This is a genomic window from Chryseobacterium sp. C3, from assembly GCF_014218905.1.
GTDB lineage: Bacteria > Bacteroidota > Bacteroidia > Flavobacteriales > Weeksellaceae > Chryseobacterium > Chryseobacterium mucoviscidosis.
On sequence record NZ_JACLCU010000002.1, the window covers coordinates 258,848 to 271,287 of the forward strand.

The following is a 12,440-nucleotide window of genomic DNA, read 5'->3' on the forward strand; positions in this document are numbered from 1 at the left end:
CATCGGAAAAATCTTTCCGATGCCGTTTTTTGAATTTAATATGAAGAAAAATACTTTTTTATTGTAATGCAGCCAAAAGGTTCACTCCATCTACCATAGCCCAAGCTCCCGGAGTTAAAGAAACCTTCGTAACCGCAGTTGAGTTAGTGAAAGTTTTTCCGCCGTTTGTCTGTGCATATCCCCAAACACCTGCATTATCAGAATTTAAATAATTAATTGGAGATACGGTAACCTTACTAGGGTTTGCATTTACCTGATTGGTATTTGTAGCATCATCCTGAATAAGAACTGCATAAGCATTTTTTCCACCTGTATTTTTGTATCCGCTGATGTAAACGTTCGAAAAAATTCCTGTTCCTTGTCTCTTGAACTGAATTGCTGAAATTTCCACAGAACCTGCTACTTCAGGGTTGGTATTATTGTCTCTTATTAATGTAATGTTAGATATTTTCGGTGCTGTATTGTCTACGTTTGCAGAGGCTTCCACTTCCATTCCGAAGTTTCCTGTTCCTGTCTGGAAAGCATACCAGTTGGTATTGTTTTGTCCGCTCCACGCATCCTGCCAGTCGAAAGAGTCATCATAATTTCCGTAAGAAACAAGATTTTTAGCACTTACAGTTCCTCCAAAGAATTCATATCCGTCGTCTGTTCCTTTATAAGAAACAAGGTTTTCAAGAGTTGTTCCTGCTCCTACTGCATAGAACGTCATAGAATTGGTTTCGGCAGTGCCGTCATTTATTTTCTTTCCTCCATATTCTACACGAACAAACTTCATTGTTCCCGAGTTGGAATTAGCATCATTACCACCGTAATAAACACTGTTTCCATCTTCAGAAAGAGCTTGTGAAAGACCATTTACAGCTTTTATAGGAGCGTTTCCGTAAATGGTAATTCCGCCCCAGTCTCCCGGCTGTTTGTTTGTGGTAGTAAATACAATAGGTTCTGAAGCCGTTCCTACAGCATTTATTTTTCCATCTTGTAAGATAACCAAGCTGCTTGATTTTGTAGTTACTGCGTTGAAAATGGCACCTGCTTCAATAGTGATAGTAGCCCCGTTGGTCACCTTTACGATTCCGTCTAAAATATATGTGCCTTTTTTAATAATAATATCTTTAGTAATTGTTCCGGAAAGCGTTCCGCTGCCGCTCAGTACACTCTCTGTTGTGCCCGGAGTTACTGTTGTGCTGCCATTATCTCCATCATTAATATCAATGGTACAAGAAGATACCGAGAAACTCAATGCAAGAGTTAAAGAAAGTAAAGTTAAAAGATTCTTTTTCATTTTATACTAAGATTTAATTTTTAATAATTTTTTAGAATGTGTAGCCAACGGTAAAATTGAAGTTGGTTCCGTTAAAATAATTGTTAAGTGTGTAGTTGTCTTTTGTATTGACAGGGTAGTAGCTGTTGTCTCCAAGTTCTACTCTATATTTGCTGTTCAGAATATTTTGTACTCTGAATTTGATGTTCCAGTTTTTGTCGATCTGGTTCTGATAAACAAAATCTAACTGATTAAATGGTTTTTCATAGTAATTGTCTGTACCGGAACCTCCGACAGCATATATTTTTGATCCGGAAACGTTATATACTAAAGACAATGTGCTGCTGAGATTTTTGGAGTTTTTGTACTCATACTTCAAGTCTGCATTGATGGTGTACGGAGCCGCACCTTGCAATCCTCTTTTGTGAAGCTGATCGTCTGTAAATCCCGGTATATTAGGTCTTTCTGTTTTTAGCTGGTCTTCACTTCTCTTTACATCAGAGTACATAAAAGTAGCGTTTGTTCCTAATGTAAATTTTTCCAAAGCATCTGAGATTCTTCCCAAGCTGATAATACCTTCCAGTTCAACTCCTGCTATTGTAGCTTTTTGTGCATTGTAGAATGTGATAACAACACCACTTGCATTTCCTGAGGGAGCAATGGATTTTTCAATAGCATTATCAATTCTTTTGGCAAAAGCATTGATCGTAAACATTTCCTTGTTGGTAGGATAGTATTCCCATTTCAGGTCGATATTGTAGTTTTCGCTGTTTACAATATTCTCGTTACCTCTTACAGTGGTATTATCCGGATTGATGTACTCAATAGGCATTGTCTCAATAAGTATAGGTCTTGTAATTGTTTTGCTTACGGATAATCTGATGTTATTTTTATTATCAATTGCCTTTTTAATGGAAAGAGACGGGAGAATATAATTTTTGTTTGTAGTAAGATTTAATCTGGTAGAATTTCCTGGTTTGCTGTAACGGATGATTCTCATGTCATTTTCCACTCTACCGCCTAGTAAGATATCCCAACTATCGCTCGGTTTGTAATCGAAATTAAGGTAACCCGCATTTACAAACTGGTAAATGTTAGAAAGATAAGAATATGCATCGGTATCTTCCTTGTAAAAGAGCTTGTTGTTGATGATGGAGTTATTCAATGTAGACTGAATATTATCCACATCAATATAAACAGGAGTGTTCACCCCTTTCGGAGTTCCGAAGATAAAACGGTAAGAATTTTTTCTGATATCAGAAAACCCGTTGTATCCTACTGTAAGCTGAAGCGGATAGTCCTTACGATCTCCCTTCTGTCCAAGAAATACAGAATATTCTCCAAAACCTGAAGCATAAAATTTTCCATTTACATCAAGATACTGTCTGATGAGATTGTTTCCTCCATAGGAAAATACAGCATTGCTGTAATCATTAGGTAAAGTAAGTTCAAAGATTTTTCTGTCCGGCTGGCTGTAGTTGTTCATTACATAGCTACCTCCGGCTTTGAATAAATGGCGTTCTCCAAGCTTCTGTGATGCCGTAAGCTGCAAATCTAAGAATTTTGAAATATCCTGCTGATTGGTTCTGAAGAAACGGTTGTCTTCAACACTGAAGTTTTTATATCCAGTGAAATCTTCAATAATGTTCGAGGAATTCTGAAGATAAATAGCATTTAAATTAACATTTGTTCCTTTATTTTTATATCCTACTCCAAACAATGCAGAAGACTCAAGCTCATATACATAGCTCTTTTTTCTTAAAAGATTGCTAAGTTCCACAACCTGTCCGTTATCTCTGAACTGATTATTGTCACCTTCTCTGTACGTATATTTTGATCCCTGATTCAGAGATAATAAAACTCCTATATTTCCTGTTTCTCCGACCTTCATTTTTTGAACCGTCGTAAAACTGATGTTTGTATTAGGTAAAGTTTTGATATTATCCACATTCCATGAATCCTTAAAAGAATTCTGAGATTGCTCTTTGGAAAAATTATAAGTATTTGGTCTGTAGTCTCTTATTTCGCTAGGAAGCCTTCTGTCTCTAGAATTAAGTCCAAGATAAGCCTCAATTCCTTTAGCTCCTTCAGCTACTTTAAAGTTATCTCTGAAAGTACTTAGCGTATTTACTCCAACACTAAATTCTATTTTAGAAAAAGCCTTGTCAATCGTTAGTGTTTCAATATCGAAAGTGGCTCCCGCAAAATCTCCGTAAAGATTCGAGTTGAAAGTCTTATAGATGTTCAATTTGCCCACAACATCCGTTGGGAATTGTTTCAAGGCAATAATTTTTTGGAAAGGATTGTTAGAGGGAGCTCCAAGTCCGTTTATCAATAGATAGTTGTATCTTTCTTCCAGACCTCGTACAAAAAGACCACGCCCCTCTACAGTTGTAATCCCTGTAACTTTGGTAAGACCTTGCTCTACGTTGGAAATTCCTTTTCTGGAGATTTCTTCGGCACTTACTGCTTGTTTTTGAACAATCGCTTTTTTTTGCTCAATCATCACCGCGGTTTCAGTTTTCTTACTACTGCTTCCTTGAATAACTACACCTTCGATTTTCTTTTCTTTCTTTACGGTGTCGGTCTTGGTCTCTTGAGCGTAAAGTACAGTTCCCGATGTTGTTAAAAACAAAACTGCGATACTCAGTTTTCTAAAATTCATTTCTTTTTTACTATATTCTTTCGGTGCAAAGGAATAAAGAATTGATGGGGTAAATGGTTTAGGGAAATTTAATTTTTTCTTAACTAAACATTAAGAAAAGAATATAATTGTTAACTTTATGTGAACGATACCCGTTTTGTTAAACAGTGATTAAAATATTATTAACTTTGACTCGTAAAAATTAAAAATGAACCAAAAGAAAATCCTCTTAATCGACGACGAACTGGATATTTTAGAGATTCTGTCTTACAACTTGGAAAAGGAAGGCTACGACATTTATACAGCCACTAATGGAAATGAAGGTATCGACAAAGCAAAGGAAATTGTTCCGGATCTGATTTTATTGGATGTCATGATGCCCGAAAAAGACGGTATCGAAACTTGCCAGGAACTTAGAAAAATTAAAGAACTGCAAAAAACTTTAATTGTTTTTCTTTCTGCAAGAAGCGAAGAGTTTTCACAATTGGCCGGTTTTCAGGCAGGTGCAAACGACTACATTGTTAAATTAATCAAACCGAAAATTCTGATCTCTAAAGTAAACGCTTTATTGCAGTTAACTTCTCAGGTATCTGATAATTCTAAATTAATCGAAATCGGAGATTTAATTATTGATAAAGACAACTTCAGGGTTTCTAAAAACGGACAGCAGTTTCTGCTTCCCAAAAAAGAATTCGATCTTTTGTACTTATTGGCTTCCAACACAGAAAAAGTTTTCAAAAGAGAAGAAATTCTGGAAAAAGTCTGGGGAAATGACGTAATCGTGGGAGAAAGAACCATCGACGTCCACATCAGAAGACTGAGAGAAAAACTGGGAATCAACACGATTCAGACATTAAAAGGAATTGGGTATAAACTTATTGTTTAATACTCAATTTCAATTTCTTACCTTTACATCAACCAATAAAACTTTGTAAAATTGAAATTTTACAGACTTACCCTCGTCGCCTCTTGTCTTCTGACATTGGTGATGTTTCTTTTAGTAATCATTTTCGATTCACTAAAGGATATCTATTACAGTACACCATTTTTTAAAATAGGACTGATTATTTGTCTTGTCCTGATTTTTATCATCAATTATATCGTATTGGAACTATTGTTCAATTATTATGGTAAAAAGCAGGTTCGTGGTCTTTCACAGCTTTTGCCGCAGGAAATTGTTCATGATGATGATGAAAATATCACCATTAAAGAACTCGGAGAAAGATTCTCAGATCTCAATCAGAGAAAAGTTACCGAGCTGGATATGATGAAAGAAATGGAAAGTTACCGTAAAGAATACATCGGAAACGTTTCCCACGAACTGAAAACACCCCTTTTTTCCATTCAGGGATATGTGGAAACACTGCGAGACGGTGGAGTGGATAATCTTACCATCCGCGATAAATATCTGGAAAGAATTGATAAATCCGTAGAGCGTTTAATTGCCATTGTAACGGATCTCGATATGATCAACAGGCTTGAAGCCGGCGAAATTAATCTTACAGTCTCAAGATTTGACGTTAATCTGTTAATCAAAGAAATTTTTGATCTTCTTGACCTCGAAGCAGAAAAACACAATGCAAGTATGCAGATCCAGACTCTGCAGCCGCAGATTTTTGTGGAAGCAGACAAGCAGAAGATCTCACAGGTCTTTATTAATTTAATTTCAAACGCCATTCATTATGCCAACAGACAGGAAGCAAAAGTAGTCGTAAAAACCAGCGTTCTTAAAAATAAAGTCTTAATTGAGGTCATAGACAACGGAATGGGCATTAAATCCGAAAGTCTGCCGAGAATTTTTGAAAGATTTTACCGTGTGGAAACCAGCCGAAGCAGAAGGGAAGGAGGTTCCGGGCTTGGTCTTGCCATTGTAAAGCATATCCTTGAAGCGCACAACGAAAACATCACTGTGGAAAGCGTTTATCTTGAAGGTACGAAATTCAGTTTCATGCTGGAAAAAAGTAAATAATTTTTGCAAAATGTATGAAAAAAAAATATTTTAAAAAATGATGAAATATTTTTTTGTCACATCTCATTTATTTTATATTTGCAACAGAGATTTATCATAATAACAACGGCAAAAAAAGTAATTTAAAAACTGATGGTTTATAAAATCCGCGTAATATTAGATGCAAAAGAAGATATTTTCCGGGATATCGAAGTAAAAGGGAAACAGACGCTTTGGAACTTACATTTAGGCATTAAGAGTGCATTCAGCTTGCAGGGAGACGAGCTTTCCACTTTTAATCTGCTTGAAGAAGATGGAACAATTGTAAAAAGCGTTCCGCTAGAAGATATGAGTGACGATGGCGACGGAGAAATTATGTCGGATGTGTACATCGATGAGGCATTCGAAAATGCAGGAGATAAAGCTCAGTTCCAGTACGGACTTCTTGACCTTTGGGAATTTTTCTGTGAATTGGTTGAAGTTATCGACGAAACAAAAGGCGTTAATTACCCGATCACGGTTTACAGATTTGGAAATGTTCCTTTGAAAGCGCCTAGCAAAAACGGAAGTGGAGGATCCAAAAAGAAATCGGCAATGCCATTAATGGATGATGATTTCGGGTTTGATGACTTCGGAGCTACCGGAAACTTTGCAGACGAAGATGATGATGCTTTTGATGATGATGAGGAAGAAGACTACAACGACGATGCTTTCGATGATGAGGACGACAACGATGATGAAAGATAACCGGAAGGATTTCTAAAAATATACAGCCCTGAACGCAAGTTTGGGGCTTTTTTTGTGCAGTAGTATAATCAGGAGCTGTTTCGCGCTTTCGCTACTCGCTTTTTCGTTTTTTTCAGCGCGGCAGCTTCGCTGCCGCGCCGAAAAAACGAAAAGAGCTCAGACATGCCGCTCAATCCCGGCTAGGATTTCGGGCTTTCGATCAAAACAGCTCAGAATAGAACTTACTGCATACTTTAATTTAATTTTCTATTCAAAATTAGAGGTTCAGATTTCCGTTTTTCCGATCACAATCCCTATTTTTGTTAAAAGAGAATTAATGAAAAAGTTAATTTTAATCGCTGCGATAGGTTTAGGAATCATTTCCTGTACCACGCAAAAAGCTGCAAAAAACATGATGGATTTACCTAAGGACTGGAAACACACTACCAACATTTACGAAGTAAACGTAAGACAATATACAAAAGAAGGAACCTTCAGAGCATTTGAAAAAGAAATGCCGAGACTCAAATCAATGGGCGTAAAAACTCTTTGGTTTATGCCAATCACTCCGATTGCACAGCAAAATAAAAAAGGAAGTCTGGGAAGTCCTTATGCCGCATCAGATTACACCTCCATTAATCCCGAATTCGGCACTCTGAATGATTTCAAACACATGGTGAACGAAGCGCACCGATTAGGCTTTAAAGTAATCATAGACTGGGTTGCGAACCACACAGGCTGGGATCATATCTGGACAAAAACCCATCCCGATTTCTATTTAAAAGATCCGGACGGAAAATTCCATATCGCTTCCGGAATGGATGATATCATCGAACTCGACTATAAAAATCAGGAAATGCGTCTCGCAATGATTGATGCCATGAAATACTGGGTAAAAGAAACCAATATCGACGGCTTCCGTTGCGATCTTGCTTCCTGGGTTGAGGTAGATTTCTGGCAGCAGGCGCGTCCTGAAGTGGAAAAAGTAAAACCACTTTTCTGGCTAGGAGAATTCGATGAACTCGAAAGTCCGGAATACGGGAAAGTTTTTGATGCAAGCTACTCTTGGAAATGGATGCACAAATCCGCAGATTATTACAAAAAAAATGAGCCGCTTTCAGAACTTACGGATCTTCTGAGAAAATATTCGGCGATTGGAGACAGTTCAATGAGAGCGTGGTTTACAACCAATCACGACGAAAACTCATGGAACGGAACAGAATATGAAAAATATGGAGTGATCACAAAACCGATGGCTGTATTCTCTGCAACCTGGAATGGCGTTCCGTTGTTATATTCAGGTCAGGAATTACCCAACATGAAGCGTCTGGAATTTTTTGAAAAAGATGTCATCAAATGGAGCAATGTGTATCAGAATGCAGACTTTTATAAGACACTCCTCAACTTAAAATCTTCAAATCCTGCATTAAGAGGAGGAGATTCTAATGTTACCACGTATCTTCTCAACACAACCGCTAACGATAAAATTTTAGCATATATAAGAAAAAACGGAAACGATGAAGTTTTAGTTGTTTTGAATATGTCCAAAGATCCTGTAAACTTCTCTATTGAAGACGAACACCTTTCCGGAAGCTTTAAAAATGTTTTTGAAAAGACAAAACGCGACTTTAGCAGCGGAAAAGATTTTAATTTCAAACCCGGAGATTACGCGGTTTTTGAAAAATAAATTCCTATAAAATCTCCGCTTCTTGGGCGGAGATTTAACTTTAATGAGAATGTTTTAAACTTAATTTACTTCGTTTTATTTGTTTAAGATATAGTTAGGAGATAAAAATTCTGTTTAAACTTTTACTTAACCGCAAAAGCCACAAAAGATATACTAAATTTTTTATTTAAAGTTCATCATTATCAATGAAAAAGCTCACCATAGTTTTTAAAAATCTTTGATTTTTATTCTTTTGAGCGCTTTGATTATTCTGGAAATTCGCTTTAACATTATCTTTTGTCCATTTTGCGGTTAATTCTGACATTAGTTTAAATAAGTTTAAAATATAAAATTAAATTCTGTAGATGGAAAAATCAAAAATATTGGAAGCCGTAAAAAGCAGAATTGCCGAAAAAATTCAGAAACTTGAAAAACTGATCGAGGAAACGCGCGCTTCAAATAATGATACCAAAAGCTCAATGGGCGATAAATATGAGACCGGACGCGAAATGCTTCAGCAGGAAATCAATAACCTGCAAAAACAACTGAATGAATCTTTAAATCAGCAATCCATTATTCAGAAAATATCATCAGATCCATCATCAAAAGTGCAAAACGGAGCTTTGGTAAAAACAGATAAAGGTCTTTTCTACATTTCTGCATCGGCGGGAGAAATAATGGTAGACCAACAGAAAATAATGACGGTTTCGGCAGAATCTCCTTTGGCAAAAGCAATGTACGGACTAACTGAAAACCAGAATTTTTCTGTTAATAATGTTACTCAGAAGATTGTAGAAGTAAAGTGAAATTTCTATGAATCATAAAATCTGTTTACATTCATTACGACTTTTTTCCTAACTTATGATAGCAGAAAATCATTAAGATTTTTCTAAATTTGACACTCAAAATAATCCTTCAACATGCAGAATTACCTAGACCTTTTACAGCATATTTTAGACAACGGAACCGACAAGACCGACAGAACCGGAACCGGAACGAGAAGTGTTTTCGGCTATCAGTTAAGATATGATCTGTCTGAAGGTTTTCCTTTGGTAACCACCAAAAAAGTGCATTTGAAATCCATTATTTATGAACTGCTTTGGTTTCTGAAAGGAGATACGAACATCAAATATCTAAAGGACAACGGAGTTTCAATCTGGGACGAATGGGCAGATGAAAATGGCGATCTTGGACCCGTTTACGGGGCGCAGTGGAGAAGCTGGAACGGAGCAGATGGAAAAATCGTGGATCAGATTAGCGATGTTATTGATCAGATCAAAAAAAATCCGGATTCCAGAAGGCTTATCGTCTCCGCATGGAATGTTGCTGAAATCCCGAACATGGCTTTAGCACCGTGTCATGCATTATTTCAGTTTTACGTGGCGGATGGAAAACTCTCGCTTCAACTTTATCAGAGAAGTGCCGATGTTTTTCTGGGAGTTCCTTTTAATATTGCAAGTTATGCATTATTACTGATGATGGTGGCGCAGGTTTGCGATCTGGAAGTTGGAGATTATGTTCACAGTTTTGGAGATGTTCATATTTATAACAACCATTTTGAGCAGGTTAAAAAACAGCTTTCCAGAGAACCAAGACCGCTTCCGACCATGAAGCTGAATCCTGAAATTAAAGATATTTTCAGTTTTGATTTTGAAGATTTTACGCTGGAAAATTATGATCCCCATCCGGGAATTAAAGCACCTGTTGCGATTTAATGAGATTTTCCAGTTTTTTATATATACCGTTTCTGGCAGTTTTTCTTTTGGGTTGTAAAAAAGAAAAGAAGGCTGATTATTCGGAACTCATAGAAGTTTTTGACTATTCCAAAGATGTGGTTTTTGATACATTACGTGTTCCGGAGCATTTACGAAGCATTGTGAAGCAAATCTCAGAAATTAATGTATATCAGACGGAATACATAGGGAAAGGTGCAGAAAAATCTGCTAATTTTGAAAATTTCAAAGAATTAAAAAGATTGGCTTCAGATGAAGAATTATTAGCTCTTATCCATAATAAAAACAGAATTGTTGCAGTTTATTCGGCTATCGGATTATTGGATCGGAACCCCGAAGTTTTAGATAAAATTTTTCTGAATTTTTTAAATTTAAAATCTCAGATTCATACACAAGACGGCTGTATTATTGGAGATCAGAATCCTGCGGAACCATTATATTATGCTTATTTGTATTCTTTAGACAATGAAAATCTTCGCACAGATTCCAAGTTGCAGAAACTGGACAGTATGATTATTTTTAGTTCAAACTCTTCGGAAAGTCTCTTACAGGAAGCATTAAGATACAAATTGTATCCTGAAACTTTCAGAAAACCGATTGAAATTCAGGCATTTAAGAACCATAAAATTTCGGCTATTAATTATCTTAATCACTGGTATAAAGGAGATTACAGTAACCTTTTGCAAAAGGAATATATTTCCATAATTAAGAACGATTCTTTTGGCTACAGTAAGAGAAAAGTTTTAACCGAATTGCTGTCTTTTAAAAATCCGGCTAACAAAAATGTCATTTTAGATTATCTTAAAAAGGATACTCTCTTGGAAGATGAAAACGAAATTATCTGGAAACTTAATGATAACGGTATTCTGGATAGTGAATATCCACGCAAGAAAGGATATTAATGTAACAAAATTTCTATTTCCACTACTCATTCAGCAAATCTCAAAAGTATGTTGAAAAAGTTACTTTTTCTTTCGGCGATCAGCTTTTCTGCCATTGTATTTTCTCAGACCAATGTAAAGCAGAAATTAGCTGGTTATATCGATTCTCTCTTCGTACATCATAAAGTAATGGGAAGCTTTGCCTTTGCAGAAAATGATCGTCCTACCTTTGTGAAAGTCGTGGGTTTTGCAGATGCAGAAAAAAATCAGAAAGCGAATGTAAATACCCAATACCGGATCGGATCAATCAGCAAGACATTTACTGCCGTTTTAATCATGAAAGCTTTTGAGGAAAAAAAGATTTCCTTAGATCAGAAACTTTCAGAATTTTATCCTGAAATTCCAAATGCTGAAAAAATTTCCATCGAAAATCTACTGCAGCACAGAACAGGAATTCATAATCTGACCAGTGAAGCAGAATTCTGGCAGTACAACACCAAACCTCAGACAGAAAGCAGCTTAATCAGCATTATAAAAAAATACAAAAGCGATTTTGAACCCGGTTCAAAACACGAATACAGCAATTCCAATTACATTCTGCTCGGTTTTATTCTCGAAAAAATTTATAAAAAACCGTATGCTGTTTTGCTGAAAGATAAAATTACAAAACCTTTAAAATTAACGCTTACAGAAGTTGGAGGAAAAATAGATCCATCGAAAGATCAGGCAAAAGCGTATCAATACACCAACGGAAAATATGTAGCTTCATCTGAAACGGATATGAGTATTCCGATTGGCGCAGGAAATATCATCTCTACTCCAAGAGATCTCCTCACTTTTATTCTTGGTCTCGAAAATGGAAAATTGGTGAAAAAATCCAGTCTTGAAAAAATGAAAACTTTTGTAGATGATTACGGATATGGCTTGGTGAAAGTTCCTTTCGACAAGTATTCCGGATTTGGTCATACTGGAGGAATAGACAACTTCAGTTCTGCACTATTTTATTTTCCGGATCTGAAAATTGCCACCGCTTTCAGCACCAATCAGTCGGAAATGGATACCAATGATATTTCCATTAAAATGATTGAAACAGCTATGGGAAAAGATTTCGAAATGCCAAGTTTCAAAACCTATGAAATTTCCGAGCATGATCTTCAGAAGTTTACAGGAACCTATTCCAGCAAAGATGTTCCCTTAAAGATTACCATTTTTATTGAAGATAAAAAACTCATGGCTCAGGCAACAGGACAAAGTGCATTCCCTTTAGAAGCAATTTCCGAGACAAGCTTTAAATTTGATATGGCAGGAATTGTTATAGATTTCTATCCTGCAAAAAAACAGTTTGTCATTATTCAGGGAGGAACAAAAAATACGTTTACAAAAGAATAAAACAATGAAATATTTAAAAATAAATACCGAAGAAACTGCCGATCTTGAAGCACTGAAAAATGCAATTCTTCAGATGAAAGGCATAGAATCAATAGAGATTATCGACGACGAAAATCCGGAAAGCGAGCTGAAAAAAGCTTTTGCCAAAACCAAAGAACAGTTCCAAAAAGGAGATACGAAACATTGGTAAAC

At 36.2% G+C, this 12,440-nt stretch carries 12 protein-coding genes; 9 read left to right on the plus strand and 3 right to left on the minus strand.

What is annotated here, in order from left to right; all coding sequences use genetic code 11:
- Positions 1-58 precede the first annotated feature (58 nt).
- Together H6W53_RS05000 and H6W53_RS05005 are read right to left on the minus strand one after the other, a co-directional pair.
- The gene (locus H6W53_RS05000; RefSeq protein WP_185205066.1) at positions 59-1,282 is read right to left on the minus strand and encodes a hypothetical protein; all 1,224 of its coding nucleotides are present in this window, start codon (positions 1,280-1,282) and stop codon (positions 59-61) included.
- 31 nt (positions 1,283-1,313) lie between these two features.
- Complete coding sequence (locus H6W53_RS05005) at positions 1,314-3,926, minus strand: TonB-dependent receptor plug domain-containing protein (protein ID WP_185205067.1); 2,613 nt, start codon at positions 3,924-3,926, stop codon at positions 1,314-1,316.
- Positions 3,927-4,113: 187 nt separating this feature from the next.
- On the opposite strand from H6W53_RS05005, the gene H6W53_RS05010 reads away from it, so the two are divergent.
- The 4 genes from H6W53_RS05010 (at position 4,114) to H6W53_RS05025 (ending at position 8,266) form a co-directional block, all read left to right on the plus strand.
- Positions 4,114-4,791, plus strand: a complete 678-nt coding sequence (locus tag H6W53_RS05010; RefSeq protein WP_076396546.1) for a response regulator transcription factor — start codon at positions 4,114-4,116, stop codon at positions 4,789-4,791.
- A 51-nt stretch (positions 4,792-4,842) separates the two neighbouring features.
- Positions 4,843-5,874 (plus strand): sensor histidine kinase, encoded by a 1,032-nt coding sequence (locus H6W53_RS05015; protein WP_087709096.1) that lies wholly within the window; start codon positions 4,843-4,845, stop codon positions 5,872-5,874.
- Positions 5,875-6,006: 132 nt separating this feature from the next.
- Positions 6,007-6,600, plus strand: a complete 594-nt coding sequence (locus tag H6W53_RS05020; protein WP_087709095.1) for an IS1096 element passenger TnpR family protein — start codon at positions 6,007-6,009, stop codon at positions 6,598-6,600.
- A 316-nt stretch (positions 6,601-6,916) separates the two neighbouring features.
- Entirely contained in the window at positions 6,917-8,266 is a 1,350-nt protein-coding gene (locus H6W53_RS05025; RefSeq protein WP_185205068.1) for an alpha-amylase family glycosyl hydrolase, read from the plus strand.
- Between the two features lie 166 nt (positions 8,267-8,432).
- Here the strand turns inward: H6W53_RS05025 and H6W53_RS05030 are convergent, their stop codons facing one another.
- Positions 8,433-8,570, minus strand: coding sequence for a hypothetical protein (locus H6W53_RS05030; protein WP_185205069.1), 138 nt, complete (start codon positions 8,568-8,570; stop codon positions 8,433-8,435).
- Between the two features lie 40 nt (positions 8,571-8,610).
- Here H6W53_RS05030 and H6W53_RS05035 point away from each other — a divergent pair, with 40 nt between their 5' ends.
- From H6W53_RS05035 to H6W53_RS05055, 5 genes are all read left to right on the plus strand, one after another.
- Positions 8,611-9,051 carry a hypothetical protein gene (locus tag H6W53_RS05035; RefSeq protein WP_185205070.1) on the plus strand — a complete coding sequence of 147 codons (441 nt, stop codon included), beginning with the start codon at positions 8,611-8,613 and terminating at the stop codon, positions 9,049-9,051.
- Between the two features lie 114 nt (positions 9,052-9,165).
- Positions 9,166-9,960, plus strand: a complete 795-nt coding sequence (locus H6W53_RS05040; RefSeq protein WP_185205071.1) for a thymidylate synthase — start codon at positions 9,166-9,168, stop codon at positions 9,958-9,960.
- A complete protein-coding gene (locus H6W53_RS05045) occupies positions 9,960-10,880 on the plus strand; it encodes a hypothetical protein (protein WP_185205072.1) in 921 nt (306 codons plus the stop codon). The genes H6W53_RS05040 and H6W53_RS05045 overlap by 1 nt, the downstream gene beginning before the upstream one ends.
- Before the next feature lie 48 nt (positions 10,881-10,928).
- Positions 10,929-12,248, plus strand: a complete 1,320-nt coding sequence (locus H6W53_RS05050; protein ID WP_185205073.1) for a serine hydrolase domain-containing protein — start codon at positions 10,929-10,931, stop codon at positions 12,246-12,248.
- 4 nt (positions 12,249-12,252) lie between these two features.
- Complete coding sequence (locus H6W53_RS05055) at positions 12,253-12,438, plus strand: hypothetical protein (protein ID WP_228457752.1); 186 nt, start codon at positions 12,253-12,255, stop codon at positions 12,436-12,438.
- The last annotated feature ends 2 nt before the right edge of the window (positions 12,439-12,440 follow it).

Bases quoted from the DNA above. Each gene is read 5' to 3' on its own strand.
- H6W53_RS05000 (WP_185205066.1), bottom strand. From the start codon at position 1,282: ATGAAAAAGAATCTTTTAACTTTACTTTCTTTAACTCTTGCATTGAGT.
- H6W53_RS05050 (WP_185205073.1), top strand. From the start codon at position 10,929: ATGTTGAAAAAGTTACTTTTTCTTTCGGCGATCAGCTTTTCTGCCATT.
- H6W53_RS05055 (WP_228457752.1), top strand. From the start codon at position 12,253: ATGAAATATTTAAAAATAAATACCGAAGAAACTGCCGATCTTGAAGCA.
- H6W53_RS05045 (WP_185205072.1), top strand. From the start codon at position 9,960: ATGAGATTTTCCAGTTTTTTATATATACCGTTTCTGGCAGTTTTTCTT.
- H6W53_RS05005 (WP_185205067.1), bottom strand. From the start codon at position 3,926: ATGAATTTTAGAAAACTGAGTATCGCAGTTTTGTTTTTAACAACATCG.
- H6W53_RS05030 (WP_185205069.1), bottom strand. From the start codon at position 8,570: ATGTCAGAATTAACCGCAAAATGGACAAAAGATAATGTTAAAGCGAAT.
- H6W53_RS05040 (WP_185205071.1), top strand. From the start codon at position 9,166: ATGCAGAATTACCTAGACCTTTTACAGCATATTTTAGACAACGGAACC.
- H6W53_RS05020 (WP_087709095.1), top strand. From the start codon at position 6,007: ATGGTTTATAAAATCCGCGTAATATTAGATGCAAAAGAAGATATTTTC.
- H6W53_RS05025 (WP_185205068.1), top strand. From the start codon at position 6,917: ATGAAAAAGTTAATTTTAATCGCTGCGATAGGTTTAGGAATCATTTCC.
- H6W53_RS05035 (WP_185205070.1), top strand. From the start codon at position 8,611: ATGGAAAAATCAAAAATATTGGAAGCCGTAAAAAGCAGAATTGCCGAA.
- H6W53_RS05010 (WP_076396546.1), top strand. From the start codon at position 4,114: ATGAACCAAAAGAAAATCCTCTTAATCGACGACGAACTGGATATTTTA.